Source organism: Streptomyces sp. NPDC107562 (assembly GCF_055657325.1).
Window position 1 is genome coordinate 904,010 of the sequence record NZ_JBVKBE010000002.1, and the last position, 21,779, is coordinate 925,788.

21 protein-coding genes are annotated in these 21,779 nt (G+C 72.8%); 1 reads left to right on the plus strand and 20 read right to left on the minus strand.

The features are described 5' to 3' along the window. Positions 1-19: 19 nt before the first annotated feature. From era to ACZ7LV_RS09920, 10 genes are all read right to left on the minus strand, one after another. Positions 20-973, minus strand: a complete 954-nt coding sequence (era, locus tag ACZ7LV_RS09875; protein WP_401677056.1) for a GTPase Era — start codon at positions 971-973, stop codon at positions 20-22. 85 nt (positions 974-1,058) lie between these two features. Then, positions 1,059-1,535, minus strand: coding sequence for a hypothetical protein (locus ACZ7LV_RS09880; RefSeq protein WP_471937581.1), 477 nt, complete (start codon positions 1,533-1,535; stop codon positions 1,059-1,061). Between the two features lie 215 nt (positions 1,536-1,750). Next, positions 1,751-2,104 carry a cytidine deaminase gene (locus ACZ7LV_RS09885; protein ID WP_401677060.1) on the minus strand — a complete coding sequence of 118 codons (354 nt, stop codon included), beginning with the start codon at positions 2,102-2,104 and terminating at the stop codon, positions 1,751-1,753. Positions 2,105-2,135: 31 nt separating this feature from the next. Beyond that, positions 2,136-2,495 carry an MmcQ/YjbR family DNA-binding protein gene (locus tag ACZ7LV_RS09890; protein WP_471937584.1) on the minus strand — a complete coding sequence of 120 codons (360 nt, stop codon included), beginning with the start codon at positions 2,493-2,495 and terminating at the stop codon, positions 2,136-2,138. After that, positions 2,492-3,796 carry a hemolysin family protein gene (locus ACZ7LV_RS09895; RefSeq protein WP_471937586.1) on the minus strand — a complete coding sequence of 435 codons (1,305 nt, stop codon included), beginning with the start codon at positions 3,794-3,796 and terminating at the stop codon, positions 2,492-2,494. Before ACZ7LV_RS09895 ends, ACZ7LV_RS09890 begins: the two co-directional genes overlap by 4 nt. Further along, a complete protein-coding gene (ybeY, locus tag ACZ7LV_RS09900; RefSeq protein ID WP_471937588.1) occupies positions 3,793-4,290 on the minus strand; it encodes an rRNA maturation RNase YbeY in 498 nt (165 codons plus the stop codon). The genes ACZ7LV_RS09895 and ybeY overlap by 4 nt, the downstream gene beginning before the upstream one ends. A 12-nt stretch (positions 4,291-4,302) precedes the next feature. After that, positions 4,303-5,376, minus strand: coding sequence for a PhoH family protein (locus ACZ7LV_RS09905; RefSeq protein WP_471937590.1), 1,074 nt, complete (start codon positions 5,374-5,376; stop codon positions 4,303-4,305). A 150-nt stretch (positions 5,377-5,526) separates the two neighbouring features. Continuing rightward, positions 5,527-6,633, minus strand: a complete 1,107-nt coding sequence (locus ACZ7LV_RS09910) for a carbohydrate kinase family protein (protein ID WP_471937807.1) — start codon at positions 6,631-6,633, stop codon at positions 5,527-5,529. 350 nt (positions 6,634-6,983) lie between these two features. Continuing rightward, positions 6,984-8,273: a glucarate dehydratase family protein gene (locus tag ACZ7LV_RS09915; RefSeq protein ID WP_471937592.1), complete on the minus strand. Its 1,290-nt coding sequence runs from the start codon at positions 8,271-8,273 to the stop codon at positions 6,984-6,986. Then, positions 8,270-9,259, minus strand: a complete 990-nt coding sequence (locus tag ACZ7LV_RS09920; protein WP_471937594.1) for a 5-dehydro-4-deoxyglucarate dehydratase — start codon at positions 9,257-9,259, stop codon at positions 8,270-8,272. Before ACZ7LV_RS09920 ends, ACZ7LV_RS09915 begins: the two co-directional genes overlap by 4 nt. A gap of 311 nt (positions 9,260-9,570) precedes the next feature. On the opposite strand from ACZ7LV_RS09920, the gene ACZ7LV_RS09925 reads away from it, so the two are divergent. Further along, positions 9,571-10,824, plus strand: a complete 1,254-nt coding sequence (locus tag ACZ7LV_RS09925) for an MFS transporter (RefSeq protein ID WP_471937596.1) — start codon at positions 9,571-9,573, stop codon at positions 10,822-10,824. Between the two features lie 3 nt (positions 10,825-10,827). On the opposite strand, the gene ACZ7LV_RS09930 is transcribed toward ACZ7LV_RS09925, so the two are convergent. The 10 genes from ACZ7LV_RS09930 to hrcA form a co-directional block, all read right to left on the minus strand. Next, complete coding sequence (locus ACZ7LV_RS09930; RefSeq protein WP_471937598.1) at positions 10,828-11,820, minus strand: adenosine deaminase; 993 nt, start codon at positions 11,818-11,820, stop codon at positions 10,828-10,830. A 20-nt stretch (positions 11,821-11,840) separates the two neighbouring features. Continuing rightward, a complete protein-coding gene (locus ACZ7LV_RS09935; RefSeq protein ID WP_471937600.1) occupies positions 11,841-12,746 on the minus strand; it encodes a ribonuclease Z in 906 nt (301 codons plus the stop codon). Positions 12,747-12,752: 6 nt separating this feature from the next. Further along, positions 12,753-13,106, minus strand: a complete 354-nt coding sequence (locus tag ACZ7LV_RS09940) for a histidine triad nucleotide-binding protein (protein WP_471937602.1) — start codon at positions 13,104-13,106, stop codon at positions 12,753-12,755. Between the two features lie 202 nt (positions 13,107-13,308). After that, a complete protein-coding gene (locus ACZ7LV_RS09945) occupies positions 13,309-16,509 on the minus strand; it encodes a S41 family peptidase (RefSeq protein WP_471937604.1) in 3,201 nt (1,066 codons plus the stop codon). A 62-nt stretch (positions 16,510-16,571) separates the two neighbouring features. Next, positions 16,572-17,036, minus strand: coding sequence for a hypothetical protein (locus tag ACZ7LV_RS09950; RefSeq protein WP_471937606.1), 465 nt, complete (start codon positions 17,034-17,036; stop codon positions 16,572-16,574). Positions 17,037-17,198: 162 nt separating this feature from the next. Next, positions 17,199-17,591 (minus strand): VOC family protein, encoded by a 393-nt coding sequence (locus ACZ7LV_RS09955; protein WP_471937608.1) that lies wholly within the window; start codon positions 17,589-17,591, stop codon positions 17,199-17,201. Between the two features lie 20 nt (positions 17,592-17,611). Beyond that, positions 17,612-18,352 carry a 16S rRNA (uracil(1498)-N(3))-methyltransferase gene (locus ACZ7LV_RS09960; RefSeq protein ID WP_471937610.1) on the minus strand — a complete coding sequence of 247 codons (741 nt, stop codon included), beginning with the start codon at positions 18,350-18,352 and terminating at the stop codon, positions 17,612-17,614. After that, on the minus strand, positions 18,349-19,425 hold the full coding sequence (locus ACZ7LV_RS09965; RefSeq protein ID WP_471937612.1) for a nitronate monooxygenase: 1,077 nt from the start codon (positions 19,423-19,425) through the stop codon (positions 18,349-18,351). Before ACZ7LV_RS09965 ends, ACZ7LV_RS09960 begins: the two co-directional genes overlap by 4 nt. 168 nt (positions 19,426-19,593) lie before the next feature. Beyond that, positions 19,594-20,733, minus strand: coding sequence for a molecular chaperone DnaJ (gene dnaJ, locus ACZ7LV_RS09970; protein ID WP_471937614.1), 1,140 nt, complete (start codon positions 20,731-20,733; stop codon positions 19,594-19,596). Then, entirely contained in the window at positions 20,734-21,750 is a 1,017-nt protein-coding gene (hrcA, locus tag ACZ7LV_RS09975; protein ID WP_471937616.1) for a heat-inducible transcriptional repressor HrcA, read from the minus strand. Positions 21,751-21,779 lie beyond the last annotated feature (29 nt).

Genomic DNA, 21,779 nt, shown 5'->3' on the forward strand with positions numbered 1-21,779 from the left:
ACGCCCCGCGGCCGACGGCTCAGAAGCCCAGCTTGCGCAGCTGCTTCGGGTCGCGCTGCCAGTCCTTGGCCACCTTCACGTGCAGGTCCAGGAAGACGGGGGTGCCGAGCAGCGCCTCGATCTGGCGGCGGGACTTGATGCCGACCTCCTTCAGACGCTTGCCCTTGGGGCCGATGATGATGCCCTTCTGGCTGGGCCGCTCGATGTAGACGTTGGCGTGGATGTCGAGGAGCGGCTTGTCCGCCGGGCGGTCCTCGCGCGGGAGCATCTCCTCGACGACGACGGCGATGGAGTGCGGCAGCTCGTCGCGCACACCCTCCAGCGCAGCCTCGCGGATCAGTTCCGCGATCATGACCTGCTCGGGCTCGTCGGTGAGGTCGCCCTCGGGGTAGAGGGCCGGGCCCTCGGGGAGCAGCGGGACGAGGAGGTCCGCCAGCAGTTTCACCTGCTTGTCCCCGACCGCCGAGACCGGCACGATCTCGGCCCACTCCATGCCCAGCTCCTTGCCGAGCTGGTCGATCGCGATCAGCTGCTCGGCCAGGGTCTTGCTGTCGACCAGGTCGGTCTTCGTGACGATCGCGACCTTCGGCGACTTCTTGATCCCCGCGAGCTCCTTGGCGATGAACCGGTCGCCGGGGCCGATCTTCTCGTTCGCCGGCAGACAGAAGCCGATCACGTCGACCTCGGCCCAGGTCGTGCGCACCACGTCGTTGAGCCGCTCGCCGAGCAGGGTGCGCGGCTTGTGCAGCCCGGGGGTGTCCACCAGGATCAGCTGGGCGTCGGGCCGGTGCACGATGCCCCGCACCGTGTGCCGCGTGGTCTGCGGCTGGTTCGCGGTGATCGCGACCTTCTGCCCGACCAGTGCGTTCGTGAGGGTGGACTTGCCCGCGTTGGGGCGGCCCACGAAGCAGGCGAAGCCGGCCCTGTGGACAGTCTCGGCCGGCTGCTCGGATGACGGGGTACGAACGCTCATGGCGCCCATTCTCCCTGATCGCCGGAGCCGTGGCGCACAGCGTGACCCCGGCACCGACCGGGCCGGGGTCACGACGGTGCGTGGATCAGTCGAACACGAACGGTCCCGGCGACTGCGGCCCCGTCGCCGTGCAGGTGAGGGTGATGCCGAAGACGGACATCCGCAGCGAGCCGCCGAAGGCCTCCAGGCTGTCGCCGGAGGCGACGGTGCCGCTGAGCGGGCCCACGGTGACGGGGTCACCGGCCGCCATGGCCGGGTTCTTCGTGCCGGTGAAGGCGGTGGTGCCGCCGCCGCCCTCGACCAGGGTGAGCGTGGAGGCGATCGAGTCCGCCCCGAGACCGATGGGCGCGGTGATCGCGGTGGACGTGAGGGTCATGGTGGCCGCGGTGCCGTCCTGGGTGGCGGTGAGGGTGCCCTCGCCGCCGCCGAAGCTGCCGCAGTCGGCGGTGAGGGTCGCCGACTCCGGCGTGACGGCGAGGGCCGTGGGTGCGAGGAGGACTCCGGTCACCGCGAGGGCGCCGATCGTCAGTGCCGCACCGGACGCAATGCGCTTGCCTCTCATGGGGGGCTCCCTTCCCTGGTGGGGAATGCCATGTGGGGGGATGGGCGGGAGGTGCACCGGCGGACCACCCGCGCCGCGGGGTGCGGACACGCGAGCGGGCTCGGATCTGACGGTCCGTCGGAACTTACGATTCCATTGATACGCCGGTGGCGCACGGCGGCAAGGCGTATTTCCGGCCTTCGACGAGAGGCCACGACGACAGGCCCTGGGCCCCCTCAGCTCGCGGGGACGGTCAGCCGTACGGTCCCGTCGAGTCCGGCGACGAGCACCGGCGTCCCCGGGCCGCCCAGGTCCCGCACGGCCGCCAGGTCCTCCGCGGACGCGGACGCGGCCTCCGTGACGACCGCCGCCGCCTCCAGCGACCTGGCGCCCGACGCCACCGCCATGGCCACGGCGGTCCGCAGGGCGCTGAGGCTCAGCGAATCCAGGTCGACGGTCCCGGCGACATACGTACGCCCCGTCTCGTCCCGCACGGCGGCACCCTCCGGGACGCCGTTGCGAGCCCGGGCCGAGCGGGCCAGGGTGACGATCTTGCGGTCCTCGGGATCCAGCGCGTTGCTCTCGGTCATGTCCCGAGCATACGGAGGCAGGCGGCCGGGTTCAGGGGCGGTCCAGCCGCAGCCGCTCGGCCCGCGGCAGGCCCGCCACCACCAGGTCGTAGGAGTCCTCGATCAGCTCCCGGACCAGACGGCGGGGCAGCGAGCCGTCCACCGTGACGGTGTTCCAGTGCCGCTTGTTCATGTGCCGGCCGGGAGAGATCAGACCGTGATGGTCGGCGCGCAGGCGCACCGCGTCCTCGGGGTCGCACTTGAGGTTCACCGTCAGCGGGCGGGCGCCCAGGGAGCTCAGCGCGAACATCTTGCCCGCCACCTTGAACACCGAGGCCTCCGGCCCGAACGGGAACTCCTCGACGGCGGCGTCGAACGTCAGGCACAGGGCGCGCAGCTCCTCGGGCGTCACTCCGGCTTCGCCTCCTGCGGTGGATCCGCTGCGGCCACCGGCTCCACGAGCACGGTCACGATCTTGTTCCGGCGGCCGGCGGCGGCCTCGGCGGTGAGCCGCAGCAGCCGGCCGTCCGGCAGCTCGACCACGGACGTGGCCCCGGCGATCGGGACCCGGCCCAGCGCCTTCGCCAGCAGTCCCCCGACCGTCTCCACGTCCTCGTCGTCGTACGCCTCCAGCCCGTACAGCTCGCCGAGGTCGCCGATGTCGAGGCGGGCGGTGACGCGGTGACGGCCCTCACCGAGCGGCTCCACGGGCGGCAGCTCGCGGTCGTACTCGTCGGTGATCTCGCCGACGATCTCCTCCAGGATGTCCTCGATGGTGACGATCCCGGCCGTGCCGCCGTACTCGTCGATGACGACGGCGACGTGGTTGCGCTCCTTCTGCATCTCGCGCAGCAGGTCACCGGCGTTCTTGGTGTCCGGCACGAAGACGGCCGGCCGCATGGCCGTCGACACCAGCTCGGTCTCGGCCTCCCGGCTGATGTGCGTCTTGCGGACCAGGTCCTTCAGATACACGATCCCGACGATGTCGTCCTCGCTCTCCCCGGTCACCGGGATGCGCGAGAAACCGGACCTGAGGGCGAGGGTCAGGGCCTGGCGGATGGTCTTGTAGCGCTCGATGACGACGAGGTCGGTGCGCGGGACCATCACCTCCCGTACGAGGGTGTCGCCGAGCTCGAAGACCGAGTGCACCATGCGGCGCTCGTCGTCCTCGATCAGGGACTCCGCCTCGGCGAGGTCGACCAGGGCGCGCAGCTCCGCCTCCGAGGCGAACGGTCCGCGCCGGAAGCCCTTGCCGGGGGTGAGGGCGTTGCCGATGAGGATCAGCAGGGACGGGATCGGGCCCATGATCCTGGCCAGCGGGACCAGGACGTAGGCCGCCGCGGTCGCCGTGTTCAGCGGGTGCTGGCGGCCGATGGTGCGCGGGGAGACACCGACCGCGACGTAACTGACGAGGACCATGACCGCGATGGCGATCAGGAGCGCCTCGGTGGTGCTGCTGAACTCGTTCAGGCAGGCGTAGGTGACGAGGGCGGCGGCGGCCATCTCGCAGGCGACGCGGACCAGCAGTGCCACGTTGAGATAACGGGTGGGGTCGGCGGCGACCTGGGCGAGCTTCGCGCCCCCGCGCCGGCCGGAGCGGACCGCCTCCTCGGCACGGAAGCTGGAGACGCGGGCGAGGCCCGCCTCCGCGCAGGCGGCGAGCCAGGCGACGACGACCAGTGCGACGGCGCCGGTGACCAGCGGGAGGCTCATGACACGGTGGGGGCCGGGGAGGGGCCGGTGAGGCCCTTCTCCGCACGCCAGCCGTCCACGATGGCCGCCTGCAGGCCGAACATCTCGGCCTTCTCGTCGGGCTCCTCGTGGTCGTACCCGAGCAGGTGCAGCACTCCGTGGACGGTGAGCAGCTGGAGCTCCTCGTCCATGGAGTGCTGCGTCGGGGCCTCGGCCCCCTGCTTGGCGGCGACCTCCGGGCACAGCACGATGTCGCCGAGCAGACCGTTCGGCGGCTCGTCGTCGTCCTTCGTCGGCGGGCGCAGCTCGTCCATCGGGAAGGACATGACGTCGGTCGGGCCGGGCAGGTCCATCCACTGGATGTGCAGCTGCTCCATGGCGTCGGCGTCCACGACGATCACCGAGAGCTCGGAGAGCGGGTGGATGCGCATCCGTGCGAGCGCGTAGCGGGCGATGTCGAGGATCGCCTGCTCGTCGACCTCGGTTCCGGACTCGTTGTTGACGTCGATCGACATGGTCGTGCTGGTCTACTTCCCCTTGGTGCCCTTGGCGCCGGTCCTGCCACGGCCCTTGTGCGTGCCGTCGTCCGTGCCGTTCAGGCTGTCGAACTTCTCGTACGCGTCGACGATACGGCCCACCAGCTTGTGCCGGACGACGTCGTGGGACGACAGCCGGGAGAAGTGGACGTCCTCGACGCCCTCCAGGATCTCCTGCACCTGGCGCAGACCGGACTTGGTGCCGCCGGGCAGGTCGACCTGGGTCACGTCACCCGTGATCACGATCTTCGACTCGAAGCCGAGACGGGTGAGGAACATCTTCATCTGCTCGGGGCTCGTGTTCTGGGCCTCGTCCAGGATGATGAAGGCGTCGTTGAGCGTGCGGCCGCGCATGTAGGCGAGCGGCGCGACCTCGATCGTCCCGGCGGCCATCAGACGGGGGATGGAGTCCGGGTCGATCATGTCGTGCAGCGCGTCGTAGAGCGGGCGCAGATAGGGGTCGATCTTCTCGTAGAGCGTGCCGGGGAGGAAGCCGAGGCGCTCGCCGGCCTCGACCGCCGGGCGGGTCAGGATGATGCGGTTGACCTGCTTGGACTGCAGGGCCTGCACCGCCTTGGCCATGGCGAGGTAGGTCTTGCCGGTGCCGGCGGGGCCGATGCCGAAGACGATCGTGTGCTTGTCGATCGCGTCGACGTACCGCTTCTGGTTGAGGGTCTTGGGGCGGATCGTGCGGCCGCGCGAGGACAGGATGTTCTGGGTGAGCACCTGCGCCGGCGTCTCTTCCGCGCCCTCACCGTTCTCCGTCGCGCGGAGCATGGCGATCGAGCGTTCCACTGCGTCCTCCGTCATCGGCTGCCCGGTGCGGAGCACCAGCATCATCTCGTCGAACAGGCGCTGGATGAGGGCGACTTCCGCCGCGGGCCCGAGCGCGCTGATCTCATTGCCCCGGACGTGGATGTCGGCCGCCGGGAAGGCCTTCTCGATCACGCGCAGCAGGGAATCGCCGGACCCCAGGACGGTGACCATGGGGTGCTGGGCGGGGACGGTGAAATGTGCTCTCGCCTGCCCCTGCGCGGGGGTGTGAGCTGTGGGTGTCTGAGTCATGGGCCGGCGCTTAAGGCCTGCTCGTCCTCCTCGATACGACTCGCCTGCCACAAGGGCGGCCTGGCGAGTTCCAGGGTACGCCGCGGAACTGACATCGCCGTAGGGCTTTTCGCTACGCCGTGCGAACACACGGGGCCGCGGGAGGCCTCCTCAGGCGGACCGGCCGAAGCCGATCGTGGGGACCGCGCGACGCAGGGGCCAGGGCCGGGCGGTGGCGGGGATCAGGTCCTCCAGGAAGGAGTACCGGCGCAGGGCCGCGGGGTCCTGGTCCTCGTAGGACTGCACCCTGCGCCACCAGGCCGCGATCTCGGACCAGCCGGGGGCCGAGAGGGAGCCGCCGAACTCCTGGACCGACAGGGCGGCCGTGAGGCCGGCGAAGGCGACCCGGTCGGCGAGGGGCCAGCCGGCCAGGGTGCCGGTGACGAAGCCGGCGACGAAGACGTCTCCCGCGCCGGTGGGGTCCAGGGCCTCCACGGCGATCGCCGGGACCGCGGCGCTCTCGCCGGTGCGGCGGTCCACGGCGTACGCGCCGTCGGCGCCGAGGGTGACCACGGCGAGCGGCACGTGTTCGGTGAGGGCGTGCGCGGCGGCGCGGGGGCAGGTGGTGCCGGTGTAGCGCATCGCCTCCTCGGCGTTGGGCAGGAACGCCTCGCAGTGTTCGAGGTCGGCGAGGCCGGCCAGGTCCCAGGCGCCGGTGTCGTCCCAGCCGACGTCGGCGAAGACGCGGGTGCCGTTGCGCGCGGCCTGCGCGATCCAGGGGGCGCGCTCGCCCGGGGTGAGCGAGGCGACGGCGGCACGCGCGCGGGGCGGGCAGTCGGGGGCCGGCTCCTCGGGGGGCGGCTCGTGACCGTGGGAGACCATGGTGCGCTCGCCCTCGTAGGCCATGGAGACGGTGACCGACGAGTGCCAGCCGGGCACCGTGCGCGACGGGGCGAGGTCGATGCCCTCGCCCTGCTCCAGGGCGTCCCAGCAGTAGTCGCCGTAGTGGTCGTCGCCGAAGGCCGCCGCGAGGGACGTCCTCAGGCCGAGGCGGGAGAGCGCGGTGGCCATGTTGGCGACGCCGCCGGGGCTCGATCCCATCCCGCGTGCCCAGGACTCCGTCCCGCGCACCGGGGCGGAGTCGAGCCCGGTGAAGATGATGTCGAGGAAGACGGTGCCGGTGAGGTACACGTCCCAGGGGGGCTCGCCCGGACCGCGCAGGGCGGCCAGGGGATCGACATGGGCGTGGCAGTACCGGCCCTCCCGCATGGTCGGCATCGCCCTGGCGGCGGGCAGCGGCCCCTCTCCGTCGGACCCGATCACAATGCGCTCCCTGACGTGGTGCGGACCCGGCCAGTCTGCACCACGCCACCGACAACGCCCTGTCGCCCAGCCGCGGAGCAACCCGGCGCCCACCGCACGAGGGAGGCGCACGAGGGCCCTCACGCACCCGCCACGAACCCGGCTCCCGGCCCCGGCCCCGGCCCCGGCCCCCGCCCCGGCTCCCCGCGAGACGCGCCGGGGACGTTCCACACCGCCGCCGTCACCAGCGAGCCACGTGAGTACGACGATGGCCCAGCCCCCGGCCTGCACCCGCACCTGCAACGGCGGGTGCGATGGGGCCGAGATCACCAGCGGGGCATCGTGGGGGTGGTCCAGTGCGGGTCGGTGGTCCGCATCGCCGCCGCGTCGTCGCGGTCGCGCAGCGTGCCGTCGTCGTCCAGCCAGCGTCGGTGCAGCCGGGCGAGCCGGTCCCGGTCGAGCTCGACGCCCAGACCGGGGGCGTCCGGGACCCGCACGGAGCCGTTCTCGAAGACCAGCCGTTCGGTGAGCACGTCCTCCGACTGCCAGGGGTAGTGGGAGTCGCAGGCGTGGTGGAGACCGGGGACGGTGGCCGCCACGTGGGTCATCGCGGCCAGGCTGATCCCGAGGTGGGTGTTGGAGTGCATGGACACCCCGACGCCGAAGGTCCGGCAGACCGCGGCGAGCTGCTGGGTGTTGCGCAGCCCGCCCCAGTAGTGGTGGTCGGAGAGGACGACCTGGACGGCACCCCGGGTGAACGCCTCCCCGATCTCGGCGAACGTCGTCACGCACATGTTGGTGGCGAGCGGTACGCCGGTCCGCGCGGCGACCTCGGCCATGGCGGGCGTGCCGAGCGCCGGGTCCTCCAGGTACTCCAGGAGGTCACCGACTTCCTCGGCCACCTCGACCGACGTCTGAACGGACCAGGCACCGTTGGGGTCGAGTCGCAGCGGATGCCCGGGGAAGGCCTCGGCCAGCGCGCGCACGGCCGCGATCTCCTCCTCGGGCGGGAAGACGCCCCCCTTGAGCTTGAACGAGGAGAACCCGTACCGCTCCTTGAACTTCCGCGCCTGCTCCACGACCCCGGCCGGATCGAGCGCGGCACCCCAGTCGTCCCGCTCGCTCGGGACGCCCGCCGGGTGCTCGGCCCACTTGTAGAACAGGTACGCGCTGTACTCGACCGTGTCCCGCACCTTGCCGCCGAGCAGCGCGTGCACCGGCAGCCCGAGCGACTTGCCGAGCGCGTCCAGGCAGGCCACCTCGAAGCCGGAGACGACGGACAGCCGCAGCTTGTCGGCGGTCTGCACGCCCCGCAGTCCGCCGACGTCGACCGCCTCGGAGACCCGCGAGGCGTCCACGGACACCTCGTCGGCCACGGCGAACAGCCCGTTCAGGTCGCTGACCCGCCGTCCCTTCAGCTTCCGCGCGAACGGCCGCGCCAGTTCCAGGTACTTGGTGTCCCCGTACGTCTCCCCGACGCCGGTCACCCCGTCCGCCGTCACCACCTCCACGATCAGCCGGGGCGTGTACGGCTGGTGGACGCCCTGCGTGTTCAGCAGCGGCGGGTCGGCGACCAGGATCGGGGTCAGGGTGACATCCGTGACGGTGAGGTTCACAGGGTGGCTCCTACGAGGTCCAGTCCGGAGGCGAGCAGGGTCCTCAGCTCGGCGAGGTCGGACGCCGAGGGGTCGGTCAGCGGGGCGCGCACCGGTCCGGCCGGTCGTCCGCGCAGCCGGGCCGCGGCCTTGACCAGCGACACGGCGTAGCCGGGCGTCCGGTCACGCAGTTCCACGAGCGGCACGTAGAAGTCCCGCAGGAGCTTCTCCACCAGGGCGTCGTCCGCACGCAGGGCGGTGAAGAAGGCGCCGGCGATCTCGGGCGCGAAGGCGTGCACGGCGGAGGAGTAGGCGGGGACACCGACGGCGGCGTAGGCGCGGGCCTGGATCTCGGCGGTGGCGGCGCCGTTGAAGAACAGGAAGCCCTCCGGGGCGGCGAGGGTGAGGCGCCGGAGCCTGTCGAGGTCGCTGTGGCCGTCCTTGAGACCGATGACGCCGGGGACGCGGGTGATCCGGCGGAATGCCTCGGTGCCGAAGGCGACCTGGCCGCGCTGGTAGGCGACGAGGGGCAGCCGGGTGCGGGCGGCGAGCTGTTCCAGCTGCGCGACCAGTCCCTCCTGGGGCGCGCTGACGAGGTAGTGCGGCAGCACGAGCAGGGCGTCCGCGCCCGCCTCCTCGGCGATGCGCGCGAACCGTACGGCCTGCGCCCAGCCGTAGCCGACGCCGGCCACGACCGGCAGGCGCCCCGCCGTCTCCTGGACGGCGACGGTGACGACCTGCCGGTACTCGTCCTCGTCCAGCGAGAAGAACTCGCCGGTGCCGCAGGCCGGGAAGAGCGCGCCGGGCCCGGCGGCGAGCTGCCCGGCGAGGTGGGCCCGGAACCCGTCGAGGTCGAGGGAGCCGTCGTCGTGGAAGGCGGTGAGCGGGAAGGAGAGCACGCCGCGCGCCATTCCCGCCCGCAGGCTCGCCGTCACGTCGTTGTCGAGACCCACGTCGCCCTCTCCCCGGCGGACTTCGTCCGCCTGCTCATCCACGCGCTCAGCCATGCGCCCACCCGCGCACCTATCCACGTATGGGAACGGAGATTAGATAGGTGAACAGCCGCCGTCAATGGGGCCCGTGTCAGGCCGACCGGAAGCGGCCACCGAACCCGCCGGAGAGCCGCCGGAAGCCCGCGAGAAGGCCCGCGTTTACCCGGCCGACCCGAGCCCAAACCGAACGTGATCCAGATCACCAACCCCGGCCTCCCGTCGCCCTCCCCCCGCTTGATACAAATTGCCCGCGCGTTCCTGTCCATCGACGGTCGTCGCCCCATCCCCCTTCCTGTGCCGTCCTTTCGCATGCCCTGGGAACGCCCGTGTTCGCCCCCCGCTCCACCACGCCCTGGCCCCTCGTCGCCCTTTTCACGGCCGGGTACCTCGCCCCCTACCTGCTCCCGACCGTCGTCGGCAGGCTGGACTCCGGTCTCCCCGTCTCCGCCACCGAGGCGGGCGCCATCGGCAGTGCCCTGCTGCTGAGTTCGGCGGCCGCCGGGTTCCTGCTCGCCTCCCAGGTCGACCGGATCGGCCCGCGCGCTCTGGCCCGCGCCGGACTGGCGCTCGCCGTGCTCGGCTACGGCGGCGCCACCCTCACGACCACCGTCCCCGCCGTCGTCGTCGGCGCGATGGCCGGCGGCTTCGGCTCGGGTACGGCGACCGCGGTCGCCGCCATCGGGATCGCCGCACAGCGCGATCCGCACCGGGTCACCACGCTCGGCCTGCTCAGCGTCTCCGCGCTGGCCGGTGCCGTCTACCTGACCGTCCCGCACCTCGGTCCCGGCCACGGACTCCCGCTGGCCGCGATCGCCCTCACCGCGCTCGCCGTCTGGCCGCTCACCGGCAGGCTCCACGCCCGGGCGGCCGCGCCCGCCGTGCGCCGCCCCCGCGAGCCGCTCCCCCACCTGCGCTCCGGCCTGCTCCTGGCGGCCGTGATGCCCTGCTGGTCGATGGCCCAGAACGCCCTCTGGGGCGTCAGCGGCAGGATCGGCCTCACCCAGGCGCACCTGAGCGAGGCGACCGTCGGTGTGGTCTTCGCCGTCGCCCTCGGCGCGGGACTGCTGGGCGTCGTCGGCGCCGGAGCCCTCGGCCCCCGGCTCGGGCACGCCGCACCCATCGGCGTCGGCACCGGCCTGATCGCGGGCTGCATCGTGGTCAGCGCGTCCGCGACCGGACTGACGACCTTCGCGGCGGGCGAGATCGCCTGGAACACGCTCTACCCGATCGTCCTGTCGTACGTCATCGGCCTCGCCGCCTCCCTCGACCCGCGGGGCCGCTGGGCGGTGCTGGTCGGCTCGGCGTCCTCGCTCGGCACGGCGGCGGGTCCGCTGACCGGCAGTCTCCTGTCGGCGCAGGCCGGGTTCCCTGCGATGGGCGCGGTGCTGGCCGCCGGGCTGCTGGTGATCGCCGTGCCGATGACCCTGGTGGCGGTGCGCGCGTCCCGGCGGCCCACGCAGGTCGTCGACGTGCTGGAGATCCCCGTGGACGCCCTTTCGGCCATGCCCGCCCAGCAGCACGCCTACGGCACCGCGGGACCCCGCCAGGCAGCGGCCGCGCCCGGGGCGGCGACCGCCTGAGCCCTACGGGAACTCGTACGCCTCGACCTCCGCGAGGTACCGCGCCCGCCGCTCCTCGTCGTGCTCCAGGAAGGAGGCGACGAAGGAGTTGCGGGCCAGCTCGCGCAGCCGCTCCTCGCCCAGCCCGAGGGCCGCGCGCACGGCGTCGAAGTTGTCCCCCGCGTACCCGCCGAAGTAGGCCGGGTCGTCGGAGTTGACGGTGCACAGCAGCCCGGCGTCGAGCATGGCGGGCAGCGGGTGGTCGGCGAGGGCGTCGACGGCGCGCAGCCGCACGTTGGACAGCGGGCACAGCGTCAGCGGGATCCGGTCCCGCAGCAGTCGCTCCACCAGCGCCGGATCCTCCATGCACCGCAGCCCGTGGTCGACGCGCTCCACGCCGAGCACGTCGAGGGCCTCGGTGATGTACTCCGGCGGCCCCTCCTCACCGGCGTGCGCGACCCGCCGCAGCCCCAGGGCGGCGGCGGCCTCGTACACCTCGCGGAACTTCGCCGGCGGATGCCCGACCTCGGCGGAGTCCAGTCCGACCCCCGTGATCCGGTCCAGATACGGCTTCGCCGCCTCCAGCGTCGCCATCGCCGACCCGGCGGACTCGTCGCGCAGGAAACACATGATCAGCCGGGTGGAGACGCCGTGCTCGGACTCGCTGTGCTCCAGCGCCCGCCACAGGCCCTCCACGACCGTGCCCATGCCGACCCCCCGCGCGAGGTGCGCCTGCGGGTCGAAGAAGATCTCCGCGTGCCGCACCCCCTGCGCGGCGGCCCGGGCGAGGTAGGCGTTCGCGAGGTCCGCGAAGTCCTGCTCGGTACGCAGCACGGCCATGAGCTCGTAGTAGAGGTCCAGGAAGGACTGGAGATCCTCGAAACGGTAGGCCTCGCGCAATGCGTCGGTGTGCGCGTAGGGCAACGTCACGCCGTTCCGTGCGGCGAGCGCGAAGGCGAGCTCCGGCTCCAGGGTGCCTTCTATATGAAGGTGCAGTTCGGCTTTCGGGAGGGGCATCAGTTCATCGTACGGGCGTTTCACCTGCGCTTCGGAAGCGGCACTCTGAGTAGATCGTGCGCCACGCTCAGCTCGCCGTCGAAGCCGGCCGCCCGCGCCTGCCGCTCGAACTCCTCCGGCTCGGAGTAGCGCTGGCTGAAGTGCGTGAGCACGAGATGGCGCACCCCGCTCTCCACAGCCACCCGCGCCGCCTGACCTGCCGTCAGATGACCGTGCTCGACGGCGAGTTCCTCGTCCTCGTCGAGGAAGGTCGACTCGATCACCAGCAGGTCGCAGCCTTCGGCGAGCGCGTAGACGCCGTCGCACAGCCGGGTGTCCATGACGAACGCGAACCGCTGGCCGCGCCGCACCTCGCTGACGTCGTGCAGCGCGACCCCGCCGAGCGCCCCCTCACGCTGGATGCGGCCCACGTCGGGACCCGTGATGCCGTGCGCGGCCAGCCGCTCGGGCAGCATGCGGCGCCCGTCGGGCTCGATGAGGCGATAGCCGTACGCCTCGACCGGGTGGGAGAGCCTGCGCGCCTCAAGACTGTAGGACGCCGAGGAGGCGAGGACCCCGTCCCGGTCCACCGGCGCCTCGGTGATCCCGACGGTCTCGCGGTAGGCGGTGGCGTACCGCAGCCGGTCGAAGAAGCGCTGCCCGGAGCGGGGGTAGTGCGCGGTGACCGGGTGGGGCACCTGATCGAGGTTGATGCGCTGGAGGACACCCGCGAGGCCCAGCGAGTGGTCCCCGTGGAAGTGCGTGACGCAGATCCGGTTCAGGTCGTGGGCGGCGACCCCGGCACGCAGCATCTGGCGCTGCGTGCCCTCGCCGGGGTCGAAGAGGAGGCCCTCACCGTCCCAGCGCAGCAGGTAGCCGTTGTGGTTGCGGTGCCGGGTCGGAACCTGGCTGGCGGTGCCGAGGACCACCAGTTCACGTACGGACACGACGACTTACCCGGGCGGCCATTCCAGCCCGCGACCGCCCAGGACGTGGGCGTGCGCGTGCCAGACGGTCTGGCCTGCTCCGCTTCCCGTGTTGAAGACGACGCGGTAGCTCTCCAGCTTCTCGTCGTCGGCGACCGCCTGCGTCTCGCGCAGGACGTCGGCGGCGATCGCCGGTTCGGCGGCGGCGAGGGCCGCCGCGTCCCGGTGGTGCACCTTGGGGATCACCAGGACGTGGGTGGGCGCCTGGGGGTTGATGTCCCGGAACGCGACGGTGGTCCCGGTCTCGCGCACGATCGTCGCCGGGATCTGGCCCGCGACGATCTTGCAGAACAAGCAGTCGTCCTGCGGCTCCCCTGCCATGGTCCCTCCGGGGCTCGAACGGATTGATCGTGTGGGGGCATCGTACGTCGTCGGGGGGCCGGAATTGCGGCCGCTCCCGCCCCCGCGACCGCGCCCCGCAGCGGCACAGAACCAGGGCCTGTCCGGCGGATCGGGCCGGCTCCGGGCAACGGTGCCTCATCAGCACAGGCACCGCGATTCCGGCGTGATCCGCCGGACAGGCCTAGGCGGGCAGGTCCGGGGGTGTCTTCGCGGGGGTGTCCTCCAGCGCCTCCAGTGCCAGCCTTATCGCCTCGTCGAGCTGGGGGTCGCGCCCCGCCGCGTGGTCCTGCGGGCGCTGCACGACCTGCACGTCCGGGTCCACTCCGTGGTTCTCGACGCCCCACTCGTAACCCTCCAGCCAGAAGGCGTACTTCGGCTGGGTGATCAGCGTGCCGTCCACCAGCCGGTAGCGGCTGTCGATACCGATCACGCCGCCCCAGGTGCGCACCCCGACGACCGGCCCGAGCCCGAGCGCCTTGATCGCCGCGTTGACGATGTCGCCGTCCGACCCGGAGAACTCGTTGGCGACGGCGACGACGGGCCCGCGCGGCGCGTCCTGCGGATAGCTGTAGGGACGCATGCCGCGCGGCACCGCCCAGCCGACGATCCGCCGGGCCAGCTTCTCCACCACCAGTTGGGAGGTGTGCCCGCCCCGGTTCTCCCGGATGTCCACGACGAGCCCCTCGCGGCCCACCTCCACCCGCAGGTCCCGGTGGATCTGCGCCCAGCCGGGCGCCTGCATGTCCGGCACGTGCAGATAGCCGAGCCTGCCGCCGGACCGCTCGTGCACGTACGCCCGCCGGTCCGCGACCCACGCGTGGTAGCGCAGCGGCTCCTCGTCGGCGATCGGCACGACGACGGCGTGCCGCGCCTCGCCCCCGCCGGACGGCGACACGGTCAGCTCGACCGCCTTGTCCGCCGTACCGACGAGCAGCGGCCCCGGGCCGGTCACCGGATCCACCGCGCGTCCGGCCACCGCCACGATCGCGTCCCCGGCGCGCACCGCGACGCCGGGCGCGGCCAGCGGGGAGCGGGCCTCGGGGTCGGAGGTCTCCGAGGGCAGGATGCGGTCGATGCGCCAGCTGCCGTCCGGATGGCGGGAGATGTCCGCGCCGAGCAGCCCCTGGCGGGCGCCGTCGCCGTGCCCGCCGCGCGGGACGACGTAGGCGTGCGAGGTGCCCAGCTCGCCCTGCACCTCCCACAGCAGGTCCACCAGGTCGTCGTGGGTGGCGACCCGTTCCAGCACGGGCCGGTAGCGGTCGAGGACGCCGTCCCAGTCGACACCGCTCATGTCCGGCCGCCAGAAGTGGTCGCGCATGATGCGGCCGGTCTCTTCGTACATCTGCCGCCACTCCGCCGCCGGTTCGACGGTCTGGCGGACGCGGGTGAGGTCGACGGTGACGTTGGTGTCGCTGTCGTCGTCGCCCGAGGCGCGCCGGTCGCTCGGTACGACCTTCAGCCGGCCGTCGGTCCACAGCAGCACCCGCTTGCCGTCCCCGCTGACCGCGAAGTGGTCGGCGTCGGCCGCGAGGTGCTCCAGACGCTGCTGGGCGAGGTCGTAGCGCTCCAGCTCGGTCTTGGGGTCGGGGTCGTCCGGGGTGGCCCGGGCGGAGCCGAGGACGCCCTGCACGGGGTGGCGCAGCCACAGCACACCGTCCTTCGCGGCGCGCAGGTTGGAGTAGCGCCCGGCCTCGACCGGGAACGGCACGATCCGGTCGGCGAGGCCTTCGAGGTCGATGCGCGTCGTCGGCGTGCCCTCGCTGTCCGGCGTCTCGTCCTTGTCCGGCGTCTCGAAGGGCCGCCCGTGCCGCTGCGGTCCGAACGGCGAGGGCGTCGTCGCCGACAGCGTGATCAGGTGCGGCCGGTCGCCGACCACGAACGCCAGGTCGAAGACGTGCTCGTCGTAGACCGGGTCGAAGGCGCGGTTGGACAGGAACGCGAGGTGCTTGCCGTCGGGGGTGAAGGCCGGCGCGTAGTCCTGGAAGCGCAGCGGGGTCGCCTCGGTGACCGACAGATCGGTGGTGTTGGCGAGCTTCAGCTGGCTGAGCGGGCGCGGGCCGGGGTGGGACCAGGCGAGCCAGGCCGAGTCGGGCGAGAAGACCACACCGCGCACGTCGCCGTTCTCGCTGCGGTCGACCTCGCGGACCTCGCCGGTCTCCCGCTCGACGAGCAGCAGCCGTCCGTCGTGCGAGGCGACGGCGGCCCGGCTGCCGTCGGGGGCCATGGCGAGCCCGAGGACCCGGCCGAGCCGGCCGCCGGCGAGCCGGCGCGGGGTCGAGCCCGGCGCCAGCCCGGAGGCGGGCGCGAACTCCAGGGCGTCCTCGCCCTCGGCGTCCGTCACCCACACCACCCACTCCTCGCCCTCGGCGCGGAAGGTGCGGGGCAGCCGGGCCCGGACACCGGGTTCGACCGCGAGGGCGCGGGCGGGCCCGGAGCGATGGGTCACCCAGTGCACGCCGCCGCGCACGGCGACCGCGCTGCCGCGCGCGGTGTGGTCGGGGGCGGCCGAGCCGAACCAGCGGGAGGCGTTCACCGGGTAGGGCTGGCGGTCGGTGCGCTGCCCGCCGATCCGGATGTCCAGACGGCGGGGTTCGGCCCCGTCGAGGTCGTCCAGCACCCACAGCTCACCGGCGGAGGTGTACACGACGCGGGTGCCGTCCCCCGCCGCGTGCCGGGCGTAGAAGCCCTCGAGGGGGGTGTGCCGGCGCAGGTCGGAGCCCTCGGCGAGGGAGGAGTACAGCGCGCCGGTGCCCTCGTGGTCGCAGAGGAAGGCGATCCGGTCGCCGGCCCAGACCGGGAACTCGATGTTCCCGTCGAGGTCCGCGTGCAGCCGTACGAACTCCCCGTCGCCCTCCGGGTCGATCCACAGCTTGCCCGCCGTGCCGCCCCGGTAGCGCTTCCAGGCGGCGGCCTCGCGGCCCATCGGCGCGGACAGCAGCACGGTGTGCGGGCCGTGGGCGACCTCGCCGACCGGGCCGTACGGCAGCCGCTCGGCCGGTCCGCCGTCGAGCGGGACGGCGTGCGCCCAGGTGCGGCGGAGGGTGGCCTGGCCGTGGGTCGTGAGGGCGAGGACCCGCCCGTCGGGGGTCCATCCGCGCACCCGGGTCGTCCAACTGCCCCAGTACGTCAGGCGCTTGGCGGGGCCGCCGTCGACGGGCGCGACATGCACCTCGGGGGCGCCGTCGCGGGTGGAGGTCCAGGCGACGGTGGTGCCGTCGGGGGAGATGCGCGGCAGGGTCACCGGCACGTTGTCGGCGCTGACCCGCCAGGCGCGTCCCCCGTCGAGCGGCGCGAGCCAGACGTCGTCCTCGGCGGTGAAGGCCACCAACTCGCCCTGGACATGCGGAAACCGGAGATACGCGGGCACTGCGGACTGGGTCACCAGGTCACCCTACGCAGGCACCGGGGTCCGCGCACAGGGGTTTGGATCACTTGCGTCACCTGCTATTTGCCCTCGGGCCAGCACGTGGGTGCGCTGCGGCAGTAGACGGTCTTGGTGACGGTCACCGTCGTGGTGGGGCCGGCCGGCGGTGCGCCGCCCACCGGCGGGGCGGAGGTGGCGTCGCAGTCCCCCAGCCCGGTGAACCGGAACCGCTCCTTGCCGTCGACCTCCACGGTGAGGTCTCCGCGTACACAGGAGCCGCCGACCGCACGGGTCACCTCTCCGGTGACGGTGATGTCCCGGCCGTCGGTGGTCCGGCCCTCGCAGTCGACGTCCGCGACGCTGCGCACGCTCGCCGACGGCGCCGACGCGCTCGATTCCCCGAGATGCGCCGTGCAGGTGAGCCACTGCACCGCGACCTCGCGCCGCTCCAGCTCCCGCGTCACCAGCTCGTCGGTCGTCCAGGCCACGGTCGCGGAACTCATCGTCCCCGGCTCGCAGCCCACCAGCGCGCCCGCACCGGCCATGAAACCCACCACCACACCGGCAGCCCGCGTCCGGCGCCGGCTTCGAGTCACTCGTAAGGCCCCCATGCACGGCAGCGTCCCACCCTCCCGTCCGTCGCGACAGAGCGCGTACGGCCGTCCCGCGCGACCCCGGCCCCGGGAAGCCGTTCGTCGTGGCCCGCGTCAGACGTTCAGGAGCTGCCACTCCTGGAGCTCCACCAGATTGCCCTCGGGGTCCTTGAGGTGGGCGGTGCGCATGCGGTCCGCCGTGGCGGCCGGGCCGTGCAGGAGGGTCGCGCCGCGGGAGGTGACGCGGTCGCAGGTGGCGTCGAGGTCGTCCACCCGCAGGACGACGAGGGAACGGTGGCCCGAGACGGTGTCGTTCACCTCGCCGAGCAGGCCCGCCATCGTCGCGCGGTCCTGGAGGACGATGCCGGCGGCACCGGTCGTGGGGCTGAACTTCTCGTAGGGGCCCTCGGCGGCGCCGGACTGCGGCTTGAGGCCGAGGACGTCGGCGTAGAAGCGGTAGCAGGCGGCGAAGTCGCTGACCAGGAGCCTGACGTGGGCGAGTTCCATGGCGTCCTCCCGGGTGGGGATCAGGACCAGCGTCCGGTACGGCCGAGCAGCAGGGCCGCCGCCGCGGTACCGGCCGTCGAGGTGCGCAACACGGACGGCCCGAGGCGGTAGGCGGGTGCCCCGGCCTCGGCGAACAGGGACAACTCCTCGGGGGCCACGCCCCCTTCGGGGCCGACGACCAGCACGATCTCGCCCTCGGTGGGCAGTTCGGCCGCGGCCAGCGGTTCCTCACCGCTCTCGTGCAGTACGGCGGCGAAGCCGGCCTTCGCCAGCAGTGCGGCGACCTCCTTGCTCGTCGCCGCGTCCGCGACCTCGGGGAAGCGCACCCGCCGGGACTGCTTGCCCGCCTCGCGCGCGGTGGCCCGCCACTTGGCCAGCGCCTTGGCGCCACGGTCGCCCTTCCACTGCGTGATGCAGCGCGACGCGGCCCAGGGCACGATCGCGTCGACCCCGACCTCGGTCATGGTCTCCACGGCCAGCTCACCCCGGTCGCCCTTGGGCAGGGCCTGGACGACCGTGACGCGCGGCTGCGCGACCGGCTCCTCGGCCACCGAGTCCATGTGGACGATCAGCCGGTCCTTGCCCTCGGTGTCCACGACCACGCACTCCGCCCAGCGTCCGGCCCCGTCGGTGAGGACCACGTCCTCACCCGCCCGCAGCCGCTTCACGGAGACCGCGTGCCGTCCCTCGGGCCCGTCCAGGACGTACCGCCCGCCGCCTCCCGCGTCGAAGTGGGCGACGACGAACACCGGCGCCGTCATCCGGCACCGCCCCGGCCGGACAACGCTGTCCCGGCCGCCGCCAGCTCGGCCGCCAGCACCTCCACCAGCTGCCCGGCCGGCAGCTCACGCGCCATCCGGTGCCCCTGCCCCGCCCACAGCGCCATGCCCTGCGCGTCGCCCGCCTTCGCGGCGGCCTTGCGGATCGGGGAGGTCAGGTGGTGGATCTCGGGATAGGCGGCGGGAGCGTAGGGGCCGTGCTCGCGCAGGAAGCGGTTGACCAGGCCGCGGGCGGGGCGGCCGGAGAAGGCGCGGGTGAGCGCCGTCCGCACGAACAGCGGGTTGGTGAGCGCCTGCTTGTGCACGGCGTTGGCGCCGGACTCGGCGGTGGCGAGGAAGGCCGTGCCGAGCTGCGCCGCGCTCGCGCCGGCCGCCAGCACGGCGGCGATCTGGCTGCCGCGCATGATGCCGCCGGCGGCGATCAGCGGCAGGCCGACCGCCTCGCGGACCTGGCCCAGCAGGGAGAGCAGACCGATGGCCGAGCCGTCGTTCTCGGGGGTGTCCCGGTGGGTGCCCTGGTGGCCGCCGGCCTCGGCGCCCTGCACGATCACGGCGTCCGCGCCCGCCTGCTCGACGGCCCGGGCCTCGTCGGCGGTGGTGGCGGTGACCAGGGTGAACGTTCCGGCCCGGCGCAGCGCGTCGAGGACCTCGCGGGAGGGGACGCCGAAGTGGAAGGAGACCACCGGCACCGGGTTGTCCAGCAGCACCGCGAGCTTGGCCTCGTAGCCGTCGTCACGGCCGCTGTCGGGGTCCCCGAGCTCGGTCTCGTACCAGGCGGCCTCGCCCGCCAGCTGGTGCGCGTAGACGTCGACGGCGGCGGGCTCGGCATATTCGGACTGGGGCATGAACAGGTTCACGCCGAAGGGGCGGCCCGTCAGCCCCCGCACCTGTTTGATCTCCTGGTACATGCCGTCGGCCGTCTTGTAGCCGGCCGCGAGGAAACCCAGCCCGCCGGCCTCGGACACGGCCGCGACGAGCTGCGGTACGGAGACGCCGCCCGCCATGGGGGCCTGCACGATCGGAAGCGGGACGAGATCGGTCAGTGCGGAGGACATGACGGCATGTTGTCACGTCCTCCGAACAAGTCCGAATCGACCCTGCCGCCCCGCAGGGGCCGACAGCGGCCCGAGCGAGAACAGACCCTGCCGGCCCGGCTGACCGTGCCTGCCCGGGGGACGCCCCCGGACCCCCGGCCGGCCTCGGCACCCGCGCCGCCCGACGCCTCAGCGCCCGTTGAACGCGTCCTTCAACCGCGAGAACAGACCCTGCTGGCCCGGCTGGAACTGGCCCGTGGGCCGTTCCTCGCCGCGCAGCTTGGCCAGCTCGCGCAGGAGGCGCTCCTGCTCCACGTCCAGCTTGGTCGGGGTCTGGACCTCGACGTGCACGATGAGGTCGCCGCGACCGCCGCCGCGCAGGTGCGTGACGCCCCGGCCGTGCAGCGGGATCGACTGGCCGGACTGGGTGCCCGGGCGGATGTCGACCTCCTCCATGCCGTCCAGGGTCTCCAGCGGCACCTTGGTGCCGAGGGACGCCGCCGTCATCGGGATCGTGACCGTGCAGTGCAGGTCGTCACCGCGACGCTGGAAGGTCGAGTGCGGCAGTTCGTGGATCTCGACGTAGAGGTCACCGGCGGGACCGCCGCCGGGCCCGACCTCGCCCTCGCCGGCGAGCTGGATGCGCGTGCCGTTGTCGACGCCGGCCGGGATCTTGACCGTCAGGGTGCGGCGGGACCGCACCCGGCCGTCGCCCGCGCACTCCGGGCACGGGTTCGGGACGACGGTGCCGAAGCCCTGGCACTGCGGGCAGGGGCGCGAGGTCATGACCTGGCCCAGGAAGGACCGGGTGACCTGCGACACCTCGCCACGGCCGCGGCACATGTCGCAGGTCTGCGCCGCCGTACCCGGCGCCGCTCCCTCACCGCTGCACGTGGAGCAGACGATGGCCGTGTCGACCTGGATGTCCTTCGTCGTGCCGAAGGCCGCCTCGTCCAGCTCGACCTCGATACGGATCATCGCGTCCTGGCCCCGGCGGGTGCGCGAGCGCGGCCCGCGCTGCGACGCCGTACCGAAGAACGCGTCCATGATGTCCGAGAAGTTCCCGAAGCCACCCGCGCCGAAGCCGCCCGCGCCACCGGCGGCGCCGGCCTGCGAGAGGGGGTCGCCGCCGAGGTCGTAGACCTGCTTCTTCTGCGGGTCCGAGAGCACCTCGTAGGCGGCGTTGATCTCCTTGAACCGCTCCTGGGTCTTCGGATCCGGGTTGACGTCCGGATGCAGCTCGCGTGCGAGCCGCCGGAAGGCCTTCTTGATCTCTTCCTGCGACGCGTCGCGGCGCACGCCGAGGACGGCGTAGTAGTCCGTGGCCACTTACGACTCCGCCAGGATCTGTCCGACGTACCGTGCCACTGCGCGTACCGCTCCCATCGTTCCCGGGTAATCCATGCGGGTCGGTCCGACCACGCCGAGCTTGGCAACCGCCTCGCCGCCCGAACCGTAGCCCACCGACACCACCGAGGTGGAGTTGAGTCCCTCATGGGCGTTCTCGTGCCCGATGCGCACGGTCATGCCCGAATCCTTCGCCTCGCCAAGCAACTTGAGGAGCACGACCTGCTCCTCCAGTGCCTCCAGCACCGGCCGGATGGTGAGGGGGAAGTCATGTCCGAAGCGGGTGAGATTGGCCGTACCGCCGATCACCAGCCGCTCCTCCGTCTCCTCGACCAGCGTCTCCAGCAGCGTGGCGAGCACCGTCTGGACCGTGCCGCGGTCCTCCGCCTCGAAGGCCTCGGGCAGATCCTGCACCAGTTGCGGCACATCCGTGAAACGGCGGCCCGCGACCCGGCTGTTCAGCCGCGCCCGCAGATCGGCCAGCGACGCCTCGCCGAAGGGGGCCGGGCAGTCGACCATCCGCTGCTCGACCCGCCCGGTGTCGGTGATCAGCACCAGCATCACGCGCGCGGGCGCCAGTGACAGCAGCTCCACGTGCCGCACGGTGGAGCGGGTCAGCGAGGGGTACTGCACGACCGCGACCTGCCGGGTGAGCTGCGCGAGCAGCCGCACGGTCCGGGTGACCACGTCGTCCAGGTCGACGGCGCCGTCGAGGAAGTTCTGGATCGCGCGCCGCTCCGGCGCCGTCAGCGGCTTGACCTCGGCGAGCTTGTCCACGAAGAGCCGGTAGCCCTTGTCGGTCGGGATCCGCCCGGCGCTGGTGTGCGGCTGGGCGATGAACCCCTCGTCCTCCAGCGCCGCCATGTCGTTGCGGACCGTCGCCGGGGAGACGCCGAGACTGTGCCGTTCGGTGAGCGCCTTGGAACCGACCGGCTCCTCCGTACCCACGTAGTCCTGGACGATCGCGCGCAGTACCTGCAGCCGTCGTTCACTGAGCATCCGCGCGCACCTCCAGTACGTCGTCCCTG